18 protein-coding genes are annotated in these 19,481 nt (G+C 61.1%); all 18 read right to left on the reverse strand.

What is annotated here, in order from left to right:
• Positions 1-40 precede the first annotated feature (40 nt).
• Complete coding sequence (fliM, locus tag FX982_RS23895; RefSeq protein ID WP_074892976.1) at positions 41-1,009, reverse strand: flagellar motor switch protein FliM; 969 nt, start codon at positions 1,007-1,009, stop codon at positions 41-43.
• A gap of 9 nt (positions 1,010-1,018) precedes the next feature.
• On the reverse strand, positions 1,019-1,525 hold the full coding sequence (fliL, locus tag FX982_RS23900) for a flagellar basal body-associated protein FliL (protein WP_122534884.1): 507 nt from the start codon (positions 1,523-1,525) through the stop codon (positions 1,019-1,021).
• A 227-nt stretch (positions 1,526-1,752) separates the two neighbouring features.
• Positions 1,753-3,177 (reverse strand): flagellar hook-length control protein FliK, encoded by a 1,425-nt coding sequence (locus FX982_RS23905; protein WP_172612858.1) that lies wholly within the window; start codon positions 3,175-3,177, stop codon positions 1,753-1,755.
• A gap of 139 nt (positions 3,178-3,316) precedes the next feature.
• Positions 3,317-3,709, reverse strand: coding sequence for an Hpt domain-containing protein (locus tag FX982_RS23910; protein WP_254074862.1), 393 nt, complete (start codon positions 3,707-3,709; stop codon positions 3,317-3,319).
• Between the two features lie 29 nt (positions 3,710-3,738).
• Positions 3,739-5,445, reverse strand: coding sequence for an ATP-binding SpoIIE family protein phosphatase (locus FX982_RS23915; RefSeq protein WP_301952924.1), 1,707 nt, complete (start codon positions 5,443-5,445; stop codon positions 3,739-3,741).
• 2 nt (positions 5,446-5,447) lie between these two features.
• On the reverse strand, positions 5,448-5,750 hold the full coding sequence (locus tag FX982_RS23920) for an STAS domain-containing protein (RefSeq protein ID WP_172612860.1): 303 nt from the start codon (positions 5,748-5,750) through the stop codon (positions 5,448-5,450).
• 899 nt (positions 5,751-6,649) lie between these two features.
• Entirely contained in the window at positions 6,650-7,099 is a 450-nt protein-coding gene (fliJ, locus tag FX982_RS23925; protein WP_122534880.1) for a flagellar export protein FliJ, read from the reverse strand.
• Positions 7,100-7,105: 6 nt separating this feature from the next.
• Complete coding sequence (gene fliI / locus FX982_RS23930; protein WP_122534879.1) at positions 7,106-8,464, reverse strand: flagellar protein export ATPase FliI; 1,359 nt, start codon at positions 8,462-8,464, stop codon at positions 7,106-7,108.
• Positions 8,454-9,269, reverse strand: a complete 816-nt coding sequence (gene fliH, locus FX982_RS23935; RefSeq protein WP_172612861.1) for a flagellar assembly protein FliH — start codon at positions 9,267-9,269, stop codon at positions 8,454-8,456. Before fliH ends, fliI begins: the two co-directional genes overlap by 11 nt.
• Positions 9,270-9,284: 15 nt before the next feature.
• On the reverse strand, positions 9,285-10,301 hold the full coding sequence (gene fliG / locus FX982_RS23940) for a flagellar motor switch protein FliG (protein ID WP_122534877.1): 1,017 nt from the start codon (positions 10,299-10,301) through the stop codon (positions 9,285-9,287).
• Positions 10,294-12,072 carry a flagellar basal-body MS-ring/collar protein FliF gene (gene fliF / locus FX982_RS23945; RefSeq protein WP_172612862.1) on the reverse strand — a complete coding sequence of 593 codons (1,779 nt, stop codon included), beginning with the start codon at positions 12,070-12,072 and terminating at the stop codon, positions 10,294-10,296. Before fliF ends, fliG begins: the two co-directional genes overlap by 8 nt.
• 14 nt (positions 12,073-12,086) lie before the next feature.
• Complete coding sequence (gene fliE, locus FX982_RS23950; RefSeq protein ID WP_065987290.1) at positions 12,087-12,416, reverse strand: flagellar hook-basal body complex protein FliE; 330 nt, start codon at positions 12,414-12,416, stop codon at positions 12,087-12,089.
• A gap of 317 nt (positions 12,417-12,733) precedes the next feature.
• Entirely contained in the window at positions 12,734-14,140 is a 1,407-nt protein-coding gene (locus FX982_RS23955) for a sigma-54-dependent transcriptional regulator (RefSeq protein WP_172612863.1), read from the reverse strand.
• Positions 14,137-15,390, reverse strand: coding sequence for a sensor histidine kinase (locus tag FX982_RS23960; protein ID WP_172612864.1), 1,254 nt, complete (start codon positions 15,388-15,390; stop codon positions 14,137-14,139). The genes FX982_RS23955 and FX982_RS23960 overlap by 4 nt, the downstream gene beginning before the upstream one ends.
• A gap of 121 nt (positions 15,391-15,511) precedes the next feature.
• Positions 15,512-16,987: a transcriptional regulator FleQ gene (gene fleQ / locus FX982_RS23965; protein WP_122534873.1), complete on the reverse strand. Its 1,476-nt coding sequence runs from the start codon at positions 16,985-16,987 to the stop codon at positions 15,512-15,514.
• Positions 16,988-17,156: 169 nt separating this feature from the next.
• Positions 17,157-17,453 (reverse strand): flagellar protein FliT, encoded by a 297-nt coding sequence (fliT, locus tag FX982_RS23970; RefSeq protein ID WP_172612865.1) that lies wholly within the window; start codon positions 17,451-17,453, stop codon positions 17,157-17,159.
• 11 nt (positions 17,454-17,464) lie between these two features.
• Entirely contained in the window at positions 17,465-17,860 is a 396-nt protein-coding gene (fliS, locus tag FX982_RS23975) for a flagellar export chaperone FliS (RefSeq protein WP_122534871.1), read from the reverse strand.
• Positions 17,861-17,981: 121 nt separating this feature from the next.
• The gene (gene fliD, locus FX982_RS23980) at positions 17,982-19,421 is read right to left on the reverse strand and encodes a flagellar filament capping protein FliD (RefSeq protein WP_172612866.1); all 1,440 of its coding nucleotides are present in this window, start codon (positions 19,419-19,421) and stop codon (positions 17,982-17,984) included.
• Positions 19,422-19,481 lie beyond the last annotated feature (60 nt).

The following is a 19,481-nucleotide window of genomic DNA, read 5'->3' on the forward strand; positions in this document are numbered from 1 at the left end:
TTCGTTTACGCAGCACATTCGGTTTGCCGACGACGGAGCGTCAGCGGCGTTCTATGGGTTCGACCACTTGCAGGGCCAGATTGCCCTTGTGCGAACCCAGTTTGACCTTGAAGGACGGCACGCCGTTGGCGCGCATGACCAGGTGTTCCGGCAGCTCGACCGGGATCACGTCACCCGGCTGCATGTGCAGGATGTCGCGCAGCTTGAGCTGGCGCGTGGCGACTGCGACGCGCAACGGCACCGACACATCGAGCACGTCCTGCTTGAGGGCATTGACCCAGCGCTCGTCCTGATCGTCGACATCCGACTGGAAACCGGCGTCGAGCATTTCGCGCACCGGCTCGATCATCGAATACGGCATGGTCACGTGAAGATCGCCGCCGCCGCCATCCAGTTCGATATGGAAGGTGGACACCACGATCGCTTCGCTCGGGCCGACGATGTTGGCCATGGCCGGGTTCACTTCCGAGTTGATGTACTCGAAATTGACTTCCATGATCGCCTGCCAGGCTTCCTTCAAATCAATGAAGGCCTGATCCAGCACGATGCGCACCACGCGCAGCTCGGTCGGGGTGAATTCCCGTCCTTCAATCTTGGCATGACGGCCGTCGCCGCCGAAGAAGTTGTCCACCAGCTTGAACACCAGCTTGGCGTCAAGAATGAACAGCGCGGTGCCGCGCAGGGGCTTGATCTTGACCAGGTTGAGACTGGTCGGCACGTACAGCGAGTGCACGTATTCGCCGAACTTCATCACTTGCACGCCACCCACGGCCACGTCGGCCGAGCGGCGCAGCAAGTTGAACATGCTGATGCGGGTGTAACGGGCGAAACGCTCGTTGATCATTTCCAGGGTCGGCATGCGTCCGCGGACGATGCGATCCTGACTGGTCAGGTCATAACTTTTTACGCTGCCGGGGTCGGCAACGCTATCGGTCTGCACCAGACCGTCGTCGACGCCATGCAGCAGCGCGTCGATCTCATCCTGGGACAGCAGGTCTTGCACGGCCATGTCGTGGTCCTACTGCAGTACGTAGTTAGTGAAAAGTACCTGTTCGATCACGCTCTTGCTCAGCTCTTTCTGGCCCACTTCCTGGACCACGGCTGCCGCCTTCTGGCGCAGCATTTCCATGCCCACCGGCGTTGCGATGGTATCGAATGGCTGACCGGAGAACATCATTACCAGGTTATTACGGATGACCGGCATGTGCGCTTTCAACGCCTCAAGATCAGCCTTGTCACGGGCGAGCAACGTGATGCTGACCTGCATGTAGCGCTGACGGCCATTGACGTTGTAATTGACGACGAACGGCGGCGTCAGCGGTTCGAAGATCGCCTCTTTTTTGGCATTCGCCGCTTCCGCCACGGCAGCCGGGTCCGGCTTGCTCTCGGCCTTGTGCATGATGAACCAGGTCGCGCCTACCGACACACCAATGGCCAGCAGAAGCCCCACCACAATAAGGATGATGACTTTCAACTTGCCCTTTTTTGCGGGGTCCGCCACTGCTGCGTCGTCGCTCTTCGCCATGCCAATAATCCGTCACTATCCAAAGGGTTCGGTGTTGCGTGACAGAGGAAGAGCAAGGGTTGTGCCAGAACGGCAGCCGCAAGCTGCAAGAGGCCAGCTGCAAGTAAAAGCAAAAAGCGGCAAGGCCTGAGAAACCTGGGTCTCCCACACACTTGCCGCTCTTGATCCTGCTTTTACTTGCCGCTTGCAGCTATCCACTTGCCGCTACTGAAAACGCCCAGGCGTTTTCAGGCGTAATAGTCGACCGCGCTGGAACCCACGACGGTCAGCGGCGCATGGGCGGCGGCCGAGGCGGCGTCCACCGGAGCGCCGTCGGCGATGAGGTCGCTGCCGCCGACACCATTGGCAGCGTTGCTGCCGCCGCTGCGTTGGCCGTCGCCGCCCGACTGCTGTTGTGCCTGTTGCTGCCAGCCGCGGGACTGGTCGGAGACGTTGACGTCGACCTGGCCCATGCCCTGCTGAACGAAGGACTCACGCAGGCGCGCCATCTGGCTTTCCAGCGCTTCACGCACGCCGACGTGGGCGCTCATGAACGTGACCTGGGTCTGCTGGTCCGCCGCCATATTGACGCGAATGTCCAGACGGCCCAGTTCAGCGGGCTCCAGCTGGATATCCGCCTGCTTGAGGTTCTGGCTCGACAGGTACATCACGCGGTTGACCACGCCTTCTGTCCACCCTCCCTGATTCATCGCCAGCGGCTGATTGAGCAGCGGCGCGGCCGGAGCCGAGGTGTTTTTTGCTTGAGCGGCCTGTGACAACGCAGCCAGACGATCGGCAAAGTTGTCCATGCGCGTATCGCTGGCGGCACCTTTCACGTCTTTCAGGCCGTCAGCCAGCAGGCCGCTGAACGCTTTGTCGCCGCCGCCTTCGGTCGTGCTCTTGTCCACAGCCTGGTCGCCCAGCGCCGCCAGGTTATTGGCCAGCAACTGCGAAGGATCGGCGTTCGGGTCCTGCTTGGCGCCACCCTTGCCGTCTTTGCCGTCGCCATGCACGCCGTTGTTCTGCGCTGTCTGCTGCGCCTTGTTTTCCAGGGCGACTTGCACGGCGGTCAAGCCTTCCAGCGGATCCGCGGAAGGATCGAAACCGTCATCTGCAACGTCGGTTGCATCCGTTGGCGCCTGCACAGCCGGCGGCGGGATCACCGGCAACGGCAGCGTGCCCGCGAGCAGCGTCGGATCAACCGCGGGTTCCACAGCCACGGGCTCTTGCACAGGCGAGGTGACCGCCAATATCGGGTCCGCTACAGGGTCTACCGGCGGCGAGTCGGCCAGCGCCGGGTCGTGCGCATCGTCAGTGCCGTCATTCTTGTCGTCAGCCTGACCCTGGCCCGTGCCCGCGTCGTCATCGGCCTTGCCGTTCACCGCTTTGGCAGGCAAACCATTGCCGTTATCGGCAACGGTCTTGTCGGCGGCGGCAGACGTATGGCTGGCGGCGGGCTTGTCGTCGGCTGCCGAACTCTTGGCGCTTGCCGGCTTCGGCGCCGGATTATCCGCGCTGTGGGACTTGGACGGCGCCTGCCTGGCGAACACGTCGGAGAAGCTGGAAGTGTTGTGCTTGACGGGGTCCGGCGCCTTTGCCGGGGCGTTGTTCCCGGCTTTCTGGGCTTTGGCCGCTGTCAAAGCCGTCAATAAGGGGTTGGTGGCGAGGGCCATGTGAATCTCCGCAAGAGCACAATTACAGAGAGACAAAGCAAATGGCGGGCCAAGTGCTGGGCGCGGCTGGATTGAGGGCGCGCTTCAGACCAACGGGCAGGCCAGGGCGTCGGGCCTGGAGCCCAGCCAGGGAGCCAACTCAGTGGTTGGCATGGCAGCGTTCAAGCTCACGTTCGAAAATCGCCCGGACCACGAAAAACTCGTCCCTGATCTGGGACACCAACGAACGGATCTGCGCGTCATCCGCTTCCACCATCCCGCGCCCCTGCTCTTCAAGTTGCAGACACAGCTCGGACAAATGTGTAGCGCCCATGTTGCCGGTGCTGCCTTTGAAGCTGTGGGCCATCAGGCCAAGGCGTTGCAAAGATGCCGTGGCGGACGTCGTGAAGGAAGGGTCGCGCAGCAGCAGGGTCATGTCGTTGACGCGAAGGGTGGAATCGGAAATGAACACCTTCAGCAGCGCCGGGTATTCAGCTTCCATCACGTCACGCAGCGTGCTGAGCACGTTGAAGTCCACAGGGTTATTCGACACTTGTTCACTCCTTGATCAAGACGCGCGGATTATGCCAGACCCTCCCAGACAAATTCCACGCTGGCCGTCCGGCCATCATCGGTCCACTGACAACGATCGCTGAGTTGCCGGACCAGCGCAAGGCCGCGCCCGGACAACTGGGTGACCGCAGGCGGCAGCGCCAGCACGCGATCGGAATCAAAACCCGCACCACTGTCCTGCACTCGCACCGTCAGGCAACCGCCCTCGCCATTCGGGACGATCTGGAAATCAATGCGAATGAAGCCGTCCTGGAGACGATCGAGGCGTTCGGCGCGTTGCTGGTAGTAACGCCCAAAACCTTCGGCATCGCGTTTCAACGCCGAGTCCAGCCCGAGCACGCCATGTTCCAGCGCATTGCTGTACAGCTCCGAGAGCACGATATACAGCTCGCTGCTCTGCATGCGCAAGCCGTGCACTTCTTGCAGCAGCTGCAGCAGATACGGCAGCGGGTTGAAGCGCTTGAGTGTTGCCGCACGGTACTCGAACGAAGCGGACCAATCCAGCGGACTGGAATCGCCGCTGTCGGTATAAATGACCGAGGGTGGGCCGAGCAAGTCAGGCTCGGTGAAGGCCACTTCGACCATGCTCACATCGTCCCGCGCCTGCCCGCGAAACCGCGCCAGGGCCCACTGCACTTCTTCGATCAGCAACGCCGGGTTGCGGTTGCTCACCAGCACGTTCTGCAGGCGTCGGGCGCCGAACAGTTCGCCGTCCTGGCCGGTACTGTCAACCACGCCGTCGGACAGCAGAAACACCCGGTCCCCCGGCCCGAAGGGATACACCTGGGTATTGTCGTCAAAGCTGCCGGCGCTCAGCACACCGAGGGGCACGTTTGACGAAATCAGCGGCGTATGCGGCCGGCCGTCACCATGCAGCAGGTAACCATCCGGCAGGCCGCCGTTCCAGACCTCGACCAGTTGCTGCTTGAAGTTCAGGCACAGCAGCGCCGCGCAGCAGAACATGTCCACCGGGAGGATGCGTTTGAGTTTGGCATTCATTTCTCGCAGGGTTTCGGGCAAGCCGTATCCCTTTGCCGTCATGCCGTAGAACACTTCGGCCAGCGGCATCGCCCCCACCGCTGCCGGCAAACCGTGGCCGGTGAAGTCCCCCAGCAGCAAGTGCATGTTGCCGGATGGCGACCACGCGGCCAGTAGCAGGTCGCCGTTGAACAGCGCGTAGGGCGATTGCAGGTAACGGATGTTGCGCGAACTCAGGCACCCGGAGTGGGCGATCTGGTCGAACACAGCCTTGGCCACACGTTGCTCGTTGAGCAGGTATTTATGGTGGCGAGTGATCAGGTCGCGTTGGTGCAGGACGGTTTCCTGCAGCACGCGCAGGCGGTTCATGGCGTTGATCTTGGCGGCCAGCACCACTTGGTTATAGGGCTTGGCAATGAAGTCGTCTCCTCCGGCGTCGAGGCAACGGGCGAGGTCTTCGCCTTCGGTCAGCGACGTCAGGAAGATGATCGGCACGAGCGCGTCACCGGCGAGGGTCTTAATCTGGCGCGCGGCTTCGAAGCCGTCCATGACCGGCATCATGGCGTCCATCAGCACCAGTTGCGGCCGCCGCCGGTCGAACAGCCCGACGGCTTCGGCGCCGTCGCTGGCGGTCAGAACGTCATGGCCCTGCCGGCTGACGATGGCGGACAGGAGCATGCGGTCGCTGACGTTGTCATCGGCGATGAGCACCGTCAGGCGATCGGAGGCAGATGGCATCATCAGGCGATTTTGAAGAGTTTGGAGAAATTGGAGATGCTGAGGATTTTGTGGACGTCGGCGTTGCAGTTGACCAACTGGACTTCGGCTCTCTCGCCGCCGGCATGGTCGCGCAGCAGGAGGAGCATACCGAGCGCTGAACTGTCGAGGTACGTCGTGCCGTTCAGGTCAACCGTATAGCGTTTGGCCTGGTTTTCTTTTTCGTAGGCGCCGCGAAAATCCTGGTGCGTCGAAAAGTCGAAGCGTCCCTTGATGGTGATGGTCAGTTCTTGGCCATCGGCGGAGCGTTCGGAGGTTACTGACATTGGCAAATTCCTTGTATGAAACAGCGCCAGACGCTTGAGTTTTAGCAGCCCTTGTGAGGCATGGCAAATGGTTAGCTTTTACTTGGCTTTCAGGATCAAGAGCATCTGCCTAACGGCAGATTTTTCGCCTTCGGCGAGTTACTTGGAAAAGCACCCCAAGTAACCAAGGGTGCTTGCTCCTGGTTGGGTTCCTCCTTCGTCGGAATACCCTCACTCCGACGACGCTCCGTGGGCCCGCGCCGAACGGACATCCATGTCCTGACGGCGCTCTCGCGGCATCCATGCCGCTCGGCCCACTGCGCGTCGTCTGCGTTCGGCCTGCACCCAAGTCGCGATTGGCGGTGTTTGGGCTTTTTGCGTACGAAGATCAAAAGCAGATCAAGATCAAAAGCTTCCCGGCTAAAGCCAGTCCTACGGTCAGAGCCACAACCAATCCACGGGATGCATGCGATGCCTTAGTGGGACCGGCTTCAGCCGGGAAGAGGCCGGTTTGGTCGCCATCAGTTTTGCAGTGTTCCTTCCCACGCCTTCCCGGCTAAAGCCGGTCCCACTATGTAGTCGTCATCACCATTTTCGTTGCCTTTGCCTTTGCTTTTGCTCTTCAAACGCAAAAGGTCCAGACACCTCAGAACGCGACTTGGGTGCAGGCCGAGCGCAGGTTTTGCGCAGTGGGCCGAGCCGCATGGATGCGGCGAGAGCGCCGTCAGGACATGGATGTCCGTTCGGCGCGGGCCCACGGAGCAAGACCGGAGCGAGGGAACCCGACGAAGTCGGGCCAAACCAGGAGCAGGCACCCTTGGTTACTTGGGGTGCTTTTCCAAGTAACTCGCCGAAGGCGAAACGTCTGCCCTTAGGCAGACGCTCTTGATCTTAAGGATCTTGATCTTGATCTCAAGCTCTTAAAATTGCTCTGTCCGGGGCAACCGCTGAACCAACTCATCCAGCAGTTTCTGCTCGCGTTTATCTTCCAGCGCACGCGCCTCATCGATATACCGCTGCACCAGCTTGCGCAGTCCCTCCACCCGCGCATAGGCCTTCTGCCACTCATCGCGCGCCTTGTTCAGATTATTCTGATGCCACGCCAGACTCTGACGCTGCTGCGCCACCGCCGTCTCCAACTGATTGAGAAAGCGTTGATAATTCATCAGCCACTGACCCGACACCCCATGGGCACCCTTGTCGATCCACTGCTGCTGATAATCCGACCGAAACTTATCCAGCTCACCCAACTTGGTTTCCGCCAGCCGCACCTGCCCCTGAAAATGCCCCAGGCGCTGCACCGCGGCCTTCTCGACCTTCTCGGCCATCTCGACCACCGGCGCCAGACGGGCTGCGCGACTGACTGCCATAATCGGTTAACCGCCGGCCTGAGGATTGAAAATCTTCGCCAACTGCTCCTCGCTGCTCTGCATGCTCTCGTTCTCCTGCAAGCCCTGGCGCAGATACTTGACCAACTGCGGCTGCAGCGAAATCGCCAGGTCAGTCTCGCGATCGCCGCCGGCCACGTACGCGCCGACGCTGATCAGATCACGGCTCTGCTGGTACCGCGACCACAACTGTTTGAAATACTGGGCCTGAACCATGTGCTGCGGATCGACCACGGACGGCATCACCCGGCTGATCGACGCTTCGATGTCGATGGCCGGATAATGACCCTCTTCCGCCAGTCGCCGCGACAGCACGATGTGGCCGTCGAGCACGCCCCGGGCCGAGTCGGCAATCGGGTCCTGCTGGTCGTCGCCTTCGGACAAAACCGTGTAGAACGCCGTGATCGAGCCACCGCCCGCCTCGGCATTACCGGCGCGCTCCACCAGTTTGGGCAGCTTGGCGAACACGGACGGCGGATAACCCTTGGTCGCCGGCGGCTCGCCGATGGCCAGGGCGATTTCCCGCTGAGCCTGGGCGAAACGCGTCAGCGAATCCATCAGCAACAGGACGTTCTTGCCCTTGTCGCGAAAATACTCGGCGATGCGCGTGCAATACATCGCGGCGCGCAGCCGCATCAACGGCGCGTCGTCCGCCGGAGAGGCCACGACGACCGAACGCTTGAGGCCCTCCTCGCCCAGGCTGTGCTCGATGAATTCCTTCACCTCGCGGCCCCGTTCGCCGATCAGCCCGACGACAATGATGTCGGCCTCGGTGAAGCGGGTCATCATCCCCAGCAGGACGCTCTTGCCGACGCCGGTACCGGCAAACAGGCCCAGACGCTGACCGCGCCCGACCGTCAATAAACCGTTGATGCAACGAATACCCACGTCCAGCGGCTGGCTGATCGGGTTGCGTTTGAGGGGGTTGATGGTCGGGCCGTCCATCGGCACCCAGTCTTCGGCTTTCATGCCGCCCTTGCCGTCGAGGGGGCGACCGGCGCCGTCGAGAACGCGGCCGAGCATGGTCATGCCCATCGGCAGGCGGCCGGTGTCCGGGAGTGGCACGACCCGGGCGCCCGGCGCGATGCCGGAGACGCTGCCGACCGGCATCAGGAACACCTTGCCGCCGGAGAAACCCATGACCTCGGCTTCAACCTCGACCGGGTGATGACTGCCGTCGTTGATCACCATGCAACGGCTGCCCATGGCCGCGCGCAGGCCCTCGGCTTCGAGGGTCAGGCCGACCATGCGCAGTAGCCGTCCTTCGACAATCGGCTGCGCCGGCAACGAGATAGCGTCGGGATAGGTGCTCAGGCGTTTGGCGAAACTGGTGCGTTCAAGGCGCATCGACAGCACCCAGCGGGTAAGTGGTTTTCTCGGCGCTCTGAAGCGCCTCTTCCAGTTCGATGGTCACATCGGCCGGCGCCGGATGCAGGGCCTGCTCGTGCAACTGATCGAACATTTTGCCAAGGGCCTGACTGATCCGCGCCTCGACGGTGGCGTCGATGCGGCTGTGCTCGCTCTCGACCCGGCAACCACCCGGCTGCAGCGTTTCGTCCTCGAGAATGCGCCAGGTTTCCTCGTGACGCTCACGCATGGCTTTGACCAGCGCGAAGTCCTGCGGGTTGACCAGAATGCGCACGTTGGCCGCGCCCATCGGCAGCAGCCGCAAGGCTTCGCGCAGCACCGTGCCGATCTGGCTGGAGTCGGTTTTCAATTCGCGCTGGATGACCTGGCGAACCACATGTTCGACCAGTGACACCATCGATTTCTCGATCTGCGCGTCCTGGTCGGCGATCGGCTCGAACAGATGCCCCATCAGGACTTCCATGCTGTCGAGCTTGGCCGCCAGCGCCACTTCCGCTTCCTGACGAACTTTGAGCTGAGTGCTGTGGAAACCCTCTTTTTCACCGATGGCAAACCCCTCGTTGTAGGCGTCCTGACGGATGCTTTCCAACTCTTCCAGGGTCATGGGCTGGACTTCTTCCAGCGGCACTTCTTCGCTCTCGGCGAGCTCGGCCTCCTCGACCACCGGTTCCGGCTCGGGCACTTCCACGTGCGGGTCAAAGCTGGGCAAGGCCCAGACGTCAATCCCGCGCAAATCCTGTGCCCGGATGAGCTCACTGGGTGCTGCTTTATCGGAGCTGGACATCAACGGCACCTACGCTTAAATCATTTCCTCGCCACCTTTGCCGCCAAGAACGATCTCCCCGGCCTCCGCCATACGACGGGCAATGGTGAGAATTTCCTTCTGGGCGCCTTCGACATCGCTGACGCGAACCGGGCCTTTGGCTTCCAGGTCGTCGCGCAGCAGCTCGGCGGCACGTTTGGACATGTTCTTGAAAATCTTCTCTTTGATGGCGTCGTCCGAGCCCTTCAGTGCCAGTACCAGCACGTCGGAGGAGACTTCGCGCAGCAAGGCCTGGATACCACGGTCGTCGACATCGGACAGGTTGTTGAAGACAAACATGAGGTCTTCGATCTGCGTCGACAGGTCTTCGTCCACTTCGCGGATCGAGTCCATGAGCTGGCCTTCGATCGAGCTGTCGAGGAAGTTCATGATATCCGCCGCACGCTTGATACCACCCAGGGTAGTACGCGACGTGTTGGCGTTGCCCGAGAACTGCTTCTCGAGAATCTGGTTCAATTCTTTCAGCGCCGCCGGCTGTACGGTGTTCAATGACGACACGCGCAGGATGATGTCCAGGCGCACCTTGTGGTCGAAATGGCTCAGCACTTCGCCGGCCTGATCGGCGTCCAGGTAAGCGACGACGATGGCCTGGATCTGCGGGTGCTCGAAACGGATGACGTCGGCCACCGCGCGCGGTTCCATCCACTTCAGGCTGTCGAGACCGCTGGTGTTGCCGCCCAGCAGAATCCGGTCGATCAGGCCGTTGGCCTTGTCCTCGCCCAGTGCCTGGGTGAGCATCTTGCGGATGTAGCCGTCCGAGCCGATGCCGACGCCGGTCTGATCGCCGACCACGTCGACGAACTCGCTCATCACCTGCTCGACCTGCTCGCGGTGCACGTTGCGCATCTGCGCCATGGCCACGCCCACCCGCTGAACCTCTTTGGGGCCCATGTGGCGCAATACCTGAGCGGCGTCCGTCTCACCCAGGGTGAGGAGCAGAATCGCGGCTTTATCCACGCGGGTCAGTTTGACTGCAGCAGCTCTATCACTCATCAGCGTTGATCCACTCTTTGACGACCTGGGCTACCCGCGCCGGGTCCTCGGCCACAAGGCTCTTGATTGCGTTGAGCTGTGCGTCATAGCCCTCGGTAGGGCTCGGCAACAGAATACTTTGCGGACCGCCCAGACTGACGCGGTCGTTTGCCAATTCACCGTCCATCCCGATCATGCCGCCCAGCTCGGAGTCGCTGTCGCCGGCCTTGCCTTGGGGATTGGTGATGCCCTTCAACACCGGACGCAGTACACCAAACACCAGTACCAGGATAAAGAGCACGCCCATGGCCTGTTTGACGATGTCCCAGAACCACGGCTGCGAGTAGAACGGAATGTCCGGGATCACTTCGCCGCGATCGGTGGAGAACGGCACGTTGATCACGCTGACGCTGTCGCCACGGCTGGCATCGAAGCCGACGGCGTCCTGCACCAGACGGGTGAAGCGCGCCAGTTGATCAGCGGTCCACGGGACCATCGTCGTTTCGCCGTTGGCCGGGTTGACTTTGACTTGATCATCGACCACCACCGCAACCGACAGGCGATTAACCTTGCCCTGCTGCTGCTTGGTGTGGCTGATGGAACGGTCGAGCTCGAAGTTCTTGGTCGACTGGTTACGCTTGTCGGCCGGGTACGGCGCCAGCATCGGCTGACCGGTCGCCGGGTCCATGATCTGTTGACCGTTGGCGTCCAGCAGCGGTTGGCCCGGTGCGATGGCGCCTGCGGCACCGGCAGCACCCGCGGCGGCGTTCTGTGGCGCAGTTGCCGGGCCTGGCGGCTGGTTACTCAGCGCACCGGGTACACCTTGCGGGCCGCTGCCGCTGGAGCGTTGTTCGTTGACCGTCTGCTCGCTGCGCAGAGCAGGCGTGTCCGGGTTGAAGCTTTCGGCGGTGGATTCAACAGCGCTGAAATCAACGTCTGCCGACACTTCGGCCTTGTAGCGGTCATTGCCCAGCACGGGCTGCAGGATGTTCTGCACACGTTGGGTCAGCATGCTTTCCATGCGGCGGGTGTAATCAAATTGCTTGCCAGCCATGGACAGCTCGGAATTCTCGGCCTGATCGGACAGCAGGTTGCCCTTCTGATCGACGACGGAAATCTGCGACTTGTTCAGCTCAGGAACACTGGTAGCGACCAGGTTCATGATGGCCAGCACCTGACCCGGCTCCAGCGAACGACCGGCATACAGCTCAACCAGAATGGAAGCGCTGGGCTTGCGATCGTCACGCACAAACACCGAGCTCTTCGGAATCGCCAGGTGAACGCGAGCGCCCTTGACGTTATTGAGGCTGGAGATCGTCCGCGCGAGTTCGCCTTCCAGGCCACGACGATAACGAGTGGCCTCCATGAACTGACTGGTGCCCAGGCCTTGATCCTTGTCGAGGATTTCGAAGCCAACGTTGCCGTCGGTCTGCGCAATACCGGCACCGGCCAGCTTGATGCGGGCGCGGGACAGGTCCTCAGACTTTACCAGCAGCGCGCCGGAGTTCGGCTCAACGGTGTAGGGAATGTCGGCCTGGGCCAGCGTGTCCATCACCTGCTTGGTATCAACGCCCGACAGGCTGCCATAGAGCGGCTTGTAATCGGGCTGTTGCGACCAAAGCACCACGGCGAAACCAATCGCCACGCTGGCAGCCAGACCGACCATGAGGCCGACCTGACGCAGCATGGTCATCTCGGAGAGATTTTGCAGGAAGGCCAGCCCGAACATCGGCGGCTTGCTTCCTGGCGTACCCGTTTTGGCGGGTACGTTATCGACGACGGCTTCGGCCATGACTTAAATCGTCCTCAAACCGGCATTTGCATGATGTCTTGGTACGCCTGAACCAGCTTGTTGCGTACCTGGGTCAGCGCTTGAAACGAAACGCTGGCTTTCTGCGATGAGATCATCACGTCGGTGAGGTCTACGCCGCTCTTGCCCATTTCGAAAGCGGTCGACAACTGATTCGACGCCTGCTGGGTGTCGTTTACCTTGTTCACCGCCATGCCGAGCATGTCAGCAAAACTGCTCGCACCCGCCTGTTCTGGCGCTGCGATTGCCTTTGGCTGAGCCATGGCATCCATCTGCATGGAGCGCATGTCCAACATCAAGCGATTAAATTCAACACCTTGGGTCATGACGTTTCTCTCAAAAGGGCCGCAAATTTTTGACACGGATTCAGCGGTTACCTAAGCATTAGCAACAAGGGTGCCAGACCAATAGCGGCAATGTGCCACGTTTGATGAAAGTCTTCGGATGGGTATTTGAACGGACACATAAACGCAGAGGCGCTTCACGCATTGACACCGCGCGACGCCCTATCAGACGCAGTCCCTGTGGCAGTGAGCTTGCTCACGAAGACGGCATCACACTGACTGAAAGATCAGCGGGTTGTCGGATATCTGTCGTCAGCTCCAATCAGGCAGGCATCCATTTCACCGACAGGCGTGCCTGCTCAGGATGCAAACAGAAACCCTTCGACATCCATGCCCGCGTCGCGCATCTGCGCCAGCTTGTAGCGCAACGTACGCGGGCTGATACCCAGGCGTTCGGCGGCCTCTTTGCGGCGGCCGCGCTCGGCCCGCAGGGTGTCGATGATCATCTGGAACTCCCGGCGACGCAGGTCTTCACCGAGGGCGCCGGCCCCTTCCCCGCCGGCGGTCTCGGGCGACGCTTCCATGGCGCCGGTTGCGACTGTGGGCACCTGAGGCACCGGCGCGGCGGCGAATGTCACCGGCCCGGCAAGACAGAAGTCCTCGGCCTGAATCACGCCGCCCTGTTGCAGAATCAACGCCCGCTGCACCGCGTTGTCCAGCTCTCGGACATTGCCCGGCCAGGCGTAGCTGATCAGGCACTTCTGCGCCTCGGCCGACAGCCGCACCGGCCCGTGCTTCATTTTATTGACGTGCTTGGCCAGCAGACGCTCGGCCAGCGGCAGAATGTCGGCGGGACGCTGACGCAAGGATTGCCACGCGAGCGGGAACACCGACAGCCGATAAAACAGGTCCTCGCGGAAACGCCCTGCCGCCACTTCACCGGCCAGGTCGCGATTGGTCGTCGCCACTACGCGGATGTCCAGGGCGATGGGCTTGCGCGCGCCGACCCGCTCCACTTCCCGCTCCTGCAGCACACGCAACAGCTTGGCCTGCAGGCCCATGGGCATTTCGGAAATCTCGTCCAGCAGAAGGGTGCCGCCTTCAGCCTGTTCGAACTTGCCAGGCTGGGAGGCAATGGCCCCGGTGAAGGAACCCTTCTCGTGGCCGAACAGCGTGGCTTCGAGCATGTTGTCCGGGATCGCCGCGCAATTGATTGCGATGAACGGTTTGTCGGCGCGGGGCGATTGCTGATGAATGAAACGCGCCAGCACTTCTTTACCGGTGCCGGACTCGCCTGATATCAATACCGTCGAATCACTTTTCGCCACGCGACTGGCCAGGCTCAGCAACTGCACGCTGGCGGGCTCGACCGCAATCGGCCCCTCGCCATCGGCCGGCCCGAGCCGACCCAACGCATGACGGGCAACCAGTGCCAACAGGGCCTTCGGCTCGAAAGGTTTAACCAGATAATCGGCCGCGCCCTGACGCATCGCCTCCACCGCGCGGTCGACCGTGCCGTGGGCGGTCATCAGCAGCACCGGCAACTGCGGGTAGCGACTGCGCAACTGGCCCAGCAATTGATGGCCGTCCATGCCGGGCATATTGACGTCGCTGACCACCAGGCTGAACGACGAATTGGCAGCGACTATCAACGCCTCTTCCGCCGACCCGACCGCTTCATAGGCATGGCCAGCGAGGGCAAGGGTTTCGCCCAGTGCTTCACGCAGAGAAGGGTCGTCCTCAACCAGCAGCACCTTGATCGTCATGAGCGCTCACCTGAAGAGCTGGTCAACGCAGCCGCCCCAGGCACGAGGGGCAACGACACGATCGCGCAAGTGCCACGGCCCGGACGCGAGCGGAATTCCAGACGCCCCTGATGGGCCCGCGCCACGGCGGTGACAACGGCCAGACCGAGGCCGGTGCCCGTGGTTTTGGTGGTGAAGAAAGGCTCGCCGATGCGGGCCAGCGCCGCTGGCTCGATGCCGCTGCCACTGTCGCTCACACACAACCGCAACGTGTTGCCGCGGTTATACGCATGAATCTTGATGCGGCGCCGCCCGTTACTCTGGCCGGCACTGGCCTGGACCGCGTTTTCAATGAGGTTGAGCAGCGCGCCGACCAGCATGTCGCGGTTGCACAGCAGCTCACCCAACGGGCTGTCGCACTGCCAGCGCACGGCCACGTCACGCACATGGGTCTGGGCGGCGGATTCGAGGGCGGCCACCAGCGCGGCCGGCGTCACCCGGTCAGTCAGTGGCAACTCGCCACGGGCAAACACCAGCATGTCGCGGACCTGATGCTCGAGCTCGTGCAAACGCTCTTTAAGACGTCCGGCGAAGCGCTGCTGGGTTTCGACGTTCAAGGCCTGTTCGGCCAGGTGGCTGGCGTAGATCATCGCTGCCGAGAGCGGCGTGCGGATCTGATGGGCCAGGGACGCGACCATGCGGCCCAGGGACGACAAACGCTCATGACGCGCCAGCTGACTTTGCAGATGGCGGGTTTCGGTCAGGTCGTTGAGCAACACCAGTTGGCCCGGCTCGGCGTCCAGGGAACGAGTGGCAATGGACAGACGGCGGCCGTCCTTCAGGGAGATTTCGTGGCCGTCATCTTCGCGTGGCGCAAAGCAGCGGGCGATGACGTGGCGCCAGAGCATGCCGATCAATGGCTCGCCCAGCAGATCCAGCGCGGCAGGATTGGCCTCGCGGACCCGACCGGTGCCGTCGATGACAATGACGCCGCCGGGCAGCAGGTCCAGCAGGTTCTGCAGGCGGTTCGCCAGGCGTTCTTTCTCCGCCAGCTCCTGCATGCGCTGGTCGCTGACCACGGCCAGCTCGCCCTTGAGCTCAGTGACCCGTGCTTCCAGCAGGCCGTAGGAGTCGGTCAGCTGAGTCGACATCTGGCTGAACAATGCGAAGGCCTGTTCGAGCCCTTGCCTGCTCGCCACTTCCGGGGACTGCTGCACTAACGAACCCATAGCTAAAGCAGGTTCGGAAGACATCTGAGCGGCCTGGGGCATAGTTGATCTCTCGGGTAGCGAACCGTCAGTAAACGGTATGTTCCCAGAGACATAGCAATCCTCGTGCCTAAAAAAAACCGCTGAAAAATCAGCGGTTTATTTTTGGCGCGTCAATCGACAGTCAGTCTTCGACCTGCTCGTCGCCTTCGCGACGGCTCATGCCGTACTTGCGCATTTTCTCCACCAGCGTGGTGCGGCGGATGCGCAGACGTTCGGCGGCCCGTGCCACGATTCCGTTCGCGTCATCCAGCGCCTGCTGGATCAAGCCCTGTTCCAGGCCACCGAGGTAGTCCTTCAAGTCCAGGCCTTCAGGCGGCAGCAGCGCGCTGCTGGCGAAGTTCGGCGTATGACCGTTGATGGCCACGCGCTCTTCGAGATCGCTGCGCAGGCTGTCGACCAATTGCTCGTCTTCGTCGTCGACGTAGCGGAATTTCTTCGGCAGCTCGGAGACGCCGATGACGCCGTACGGGTGCATGATCGCCATGCGCTCGACGAGGTTGGCGAGTTCACGCACGTTGCCCGGCCAGCCGTGACGGCACAGGGACATGATGGCGGCGGAGTTAAAGCGGATCGACCCACGCTTTTCGTGTTCCATCCGCGAAATAAGCTCGTTCATCAACAGCGGAATATCTTCCACACGCTCACGCAACGGCGCCATTTCAATCGGGAACACGTTCAGACGGTAGTAGAGATCCTCGCGGAAACTGCCGATCACGATCATGTCTTCAAGATTTTTATGCGTCGCAGCGATGATCCGCACGTCAACGCTCTGGGTCTTGTTGCTGCCCACGCGCTCGAAGGTGCGTTCCTGCAGGACGCGCAGCAGCTTGACCTGCATCGGCAGCGGCATATCGCCGATCTCATCGAGAAACAGCGTGCCACCGTTGGCCAGTTCGAAGCGCCCTGCCCGACTGGTGATGGCGCCGGTAAAAGCGCCCTTCTCGTGGCCGAACAGTTCGCTTTCAAGCAACTCGGCCGGAATCGCGCCACAGTTGACCGGCACGAACGGCGCATCGCGGCGCTTGGAGTGGTAATGCAGATTACGTGCGACGACTTCCTTGCCGGTCCCGGATTCACCAAGGATCAGCACGCTGGCGTCGGTGTCGGCAACCTGCTGCATCATCTGGCGCACGTGCTGAATCGCACGGCTGGTGCCGACGAGGCTGCGGAAAAGATTGGGTTCGCGCTGACGCCCACGTTCACGGGCCTGGTCGTACATCTCGCGATAGACCTGGGCGCGGTGAAGGGAGTCCAGCAGTTTGCTGTAGCTGGGCGGCATCTCGACGGTGGAGAGGACCCGACGGCGCAGATCGTCCGCCAGCTCGGTCGAGGAATTCTCGCCCATCAGCAGGACCGGAAGAAACTCGTCCCACGCGGCCACGGTTTTGAGCAGGCCCTGAAGGCTGCCCGGGGCGTTCACGCTGCCGACCAGCACGCAGAGCACTTCTCGGGTGGAGGTCAACGAACCCACGACTTGCTGCCAGTCTGTGCTGGAGCAGGACAGGTTCTCATCACCCAGAAAATTGAGAATCACCGCCATGTCACGGCGGCGCTGGCTATCGTCATCGATCAGCAGGATTTTGATTTCACGCCACATGCAATAGCAACTTCCCTAGTCAACTCGATGCCCGATCACGGGCAAGCTTGGCTTTCGTTTCGTCCGTTGAGACGTGTCAATCACCGAAATTAGTGAACTTCACTAGTTAAGTCAAAAAACCGTACACAGTCAATTATTTGGCGTACATATTTTGGCTATGGACCAAGTGTCAACCGAACAGATGGTAAACCTTTGCCGCGCTTTTCGCTCGCTGGATCTGCGACATTTCGTCGACGATTGCTTGACGTTCACCCACAGCTACGTCAATAAGCTTGCGATAGACGCCTAGCAGCTCTTCCAGATTGGTTCGCAATTCAGGCTCATCGCTGCTCGCCTGGTTGATGACTTCGTCGACGCAGGCCCGGCAGGCCATATCGAGCTGGCCGATTGCCTCCCAGTCACGCTGCTCGAGGGCATCGACCAAGGCTTCACGGGTTTCTTCGATTCGCTTGAGTGCAACGCTCATGGGGGTCTCCTTCAGAGCACGGGCTGTTGTTCGCCGATCCCGTCCCAGCCTTCCTTGACCGTGGTCAGCAGGCCGCTGACTTCATCAAGGATCTTCGGATCGGATTTGATGTTCGCTTCTGCCAGACGCTTCATCAGGTACACGTACAGATTGTCGACATGGGCCAGGGCTTCCGCCTGCTTTTCCATGTCCAGACCTTCACGCAGACCGCCAATGATTTCAATCGCCTTGCCGATCAACAGCCCTTTGGCGGGGATGTCCTTGCGCTCGATGGCGCCCTTGGCCTGGGCGATACGGTCAAGGCCGGCTTCCATCAGCATCTGTACCAGACGGTGTGGGGTGGCCACTGCAGTCTGGGCATGTGAGTTGACCTTCTGATACTGACGAAGGGCTGCCATACGGTTCATTGTCTTACCTCGCAAAACTCGAAGTTTCTATAGTGAGGGTATCGACACGGCCTGAAAAAACTTTAAGGCCAGATGCCAAAAACCCGGCACCAGGGCCGGGTCATCTTCTGCGCGCCAACGTTTACGCGTTTTTCTGCGCGTTAAGCGAATCGAAGAACGAGGTGATATTGGTCGCCGAAGCTTTCAACTGCCCCACCAGCAAGTCCATCGCGTTGTATTTGGCGGTCAGGGTGGCCGTCAGGGTCGTGACGCGCAAATCGAGTGCGGCTTGCTGATCCTGAAGGTTGCTCTGCTGTTTGTTCAGGCTGGTCTTGCGGGTGTCGAAAATGCCGCCAGTCTGGGTGTAAGGGGTGACAGCCGCATTCATCCGGGCCAGCAAACCGTTCTTGCCGTCTCCGGTACCGGTGAACAACTGCTGAACGTCACCCGCCAGCCCCGCATCCATCGCGGCGGTGAATTTCTTGTCGTCCAGTGTCAGCTTGCCGTCGCTCTGACCGGTCGTGATGCCCAACTGAGCCAATACCGACAGCTCGCCTGGCGCACCCGTGGTGACCAACTCTTTGCGCAACGCCGAAATGATCGCACGGGGCATTGCGTCGCCGGTCAGCGAGGCCGGCGTGACCGTAGCCCCGGTTGTTTTGTCCGGGGTGTCACTGACCGAAGCTTTCGTCACCGTGGTCACGGCACTGAGCACCGCGTTGTAGGAATCGACAAAGGCCTGCAGTGACGCCTTCAGGTTGTCGGTGTTGGTGCTTACCGTCACCGTAGTGGTGGTGCCGTTACTGCCGGGCAACAAGTTCATTGTCACCCCACCAAGGGTTTTGTCGACCGTGTTGCTTTTGCTCGTGACTTGCAGTCCATTGATCGTCAAAGAAGCGCTGACTGGCGGCTCGCCAATGTAACCGGCCGACGAAGCGGAGTTCGCATCAAGCTTGTCGGTCTTGCCAATGGCGAACCCGGCAATGCTGCTCGTGGTGGTGATCTCGGAATCAGCACCAGTCACTGTCGAGCCGAAAACCAGGCGCGTGCCTTTGTCGTCTGTGATGATGTTGGCACTGATGTTGGTGGTTTTTGTATCTTTGTTGATCTGCGCCGCGACCGAGGCCAGGGTGGCCCCCTCCGGAATGGTGTAAGCCTTGGAAATGCCATTTTGAGTGAGGGTAAGGTCCCCACTCGGAATGGCACTGGTAGCACCGCCGGCGAATGCAGCCGTGGCGACGCTCGAACTGGTGGCAATGTTCTTGACGTTGATCGAATAGGTGCCGGGTACTGCGGTGTTATCCGAGCTCACGGTCATCTTGGTTTCGTCGGAAGACTTCGCCGCGTAGCCAGTGAATTGCAGTTTACTGGTGGTGCCGGACGGCGGATTGACCAGCGCCTGAAACGCCGACATCGCCGATTGCAGCGTGCCGATGCCCGACAGCTTGGTGGTGACCAGCTTGGTCTGGGTGGTGATCTGGGTTTGCTTGGCGGTTTTGTCGGAATTGACCAATGCGGTCACGATTTCACCGATTGCCAAACCCGAGCCGAGGCCCGTAGCAGGTGTAATTGGACTAGCCATGTGAATCTCCTTTCAGTTGTAGTCAGCATGTTGACGAGCACGCTACGCCCAAAGGCAGCG

The sequence above is a fragment of the Pseudomonas graminis genome, from assembly GCF_013201545.1.
In the GTDB taxonomy this organism is placed as follows: domain Bacteria; phylum Pseudomonadota; class Gammaproteobacteria; order Pseudomonadales; family Pseudomonadaceae; genus Aquipseudomonas.

Coding starts and splice junctions, on each gene's coding strand:
- fliM (WP_074892976.1), bottom strand. CDS start 1,009: ATGGCCGTGCAAGACCTGCTGTCCCAGGATGAGATCGACGCGCTGCTG.
- fliL (WP_122534884.1), bottom strand. CDS start 1,525: ATGGCGAAGAGCGACGACGCAGCAGTGGCGGACCCCGCAAAAAAGGGC.
- FX982_RS23905 (WP_172612858.1), bottom strand. CDS start 3,177: ATGGCCCTCGCCACCAACCCCTTATTGACGGCTTTGACAGCGGCCAAA.
- FX982_RS23915 (WP_301952924.1), bottom strand. CDS start 5,445: ATGCCATCTGCCTCCGATCGCCTGACGGTGCTCATCGCCGATGACAAC.
- FX982_RS23920 (WP_172612860.1), bottom strand. CDS start 5,750: ATGTCAGTAACCTCCGAACGCTCCGCCGATGGCCAAGAACTGACCATC.
- fliJ (WP_122534880.1), bottom strand. CDS start 7,099: ATGGCAGTCAGTCGCGCAGCCCGTCTGGCGCCGGTGGTCGAGATGGCC.
- fliI (WP_122534879.1), bottom strand. CDS start 8,464: ATGCGCCTTGAACGCACCAGTTTCGCCAAACGCCTGAGCACCTATCCC.
- fliH (WP_172612861.1), bottom strand. CDS start 9,269: ATGTCCAGCTCCGATAAAGCAGCACCCAGTGAGCTCATCCGGGCACAG.
- fliG (WP_122534877.1), bottom strand. CDS start 10,301: ATGAGTGATAGAGCTGCTGCAGTCAAACTGACCCGCGTGGATAAAGCC.
- fliF (WP_172612862.1), bottom strand. CDS start 12,072: ATGGCCGAAGCCGTCGTCGATAACGTACCCGCCAAAACGGGTACGCCA.
- fliE (WP_065987290.1), bottom strand. CDS start 12,416: ATGACCCAAGGTGTTGAATTTAATCGCTTGATGTTGGACATGCGCTCC.
- FX982_RS23955 (WP_172612863.1), bottom strand. CDS start 14,140: ATGACGATCAAGGTGCTGCTGGTTGAGGACGACCCTTCTCTGCGTGAA.
- FX982_RS23960 (WP_172612864.1), bottom strand. CDS start 15,390: ATGCCCCAGGCCGCTCAGATGTCTTCCGAACCTGCTTTAGCTATGGGT.
- fleQ (WP_122534873.1), bottom strand. CDS start 16,987: ATGTGGCGTGAAATCAAAATCCTGCTGATCGATGACGATAGCCAGCGC.
- fliT (WP_172612865.1), bottom strand. CDS start 17,453: ATGAGCGTTGCACTCAAGCGAATCGAAGAAACCCGTGAAGCCTTGGTC.
- fliS (WP_122534871.1), bottom strand. CDS start 17,860: ATGAACCGTATGGCAGCCCTTCGTCAGTATCAGAAGGTCAACTCACAT.
- fliD (WP_172612866.1), bottom strand. CDS start 19,421: ATGGCTAGTCCAATTACACCTGCTACGGGCCTCGGCTCGGGTTTGGCA.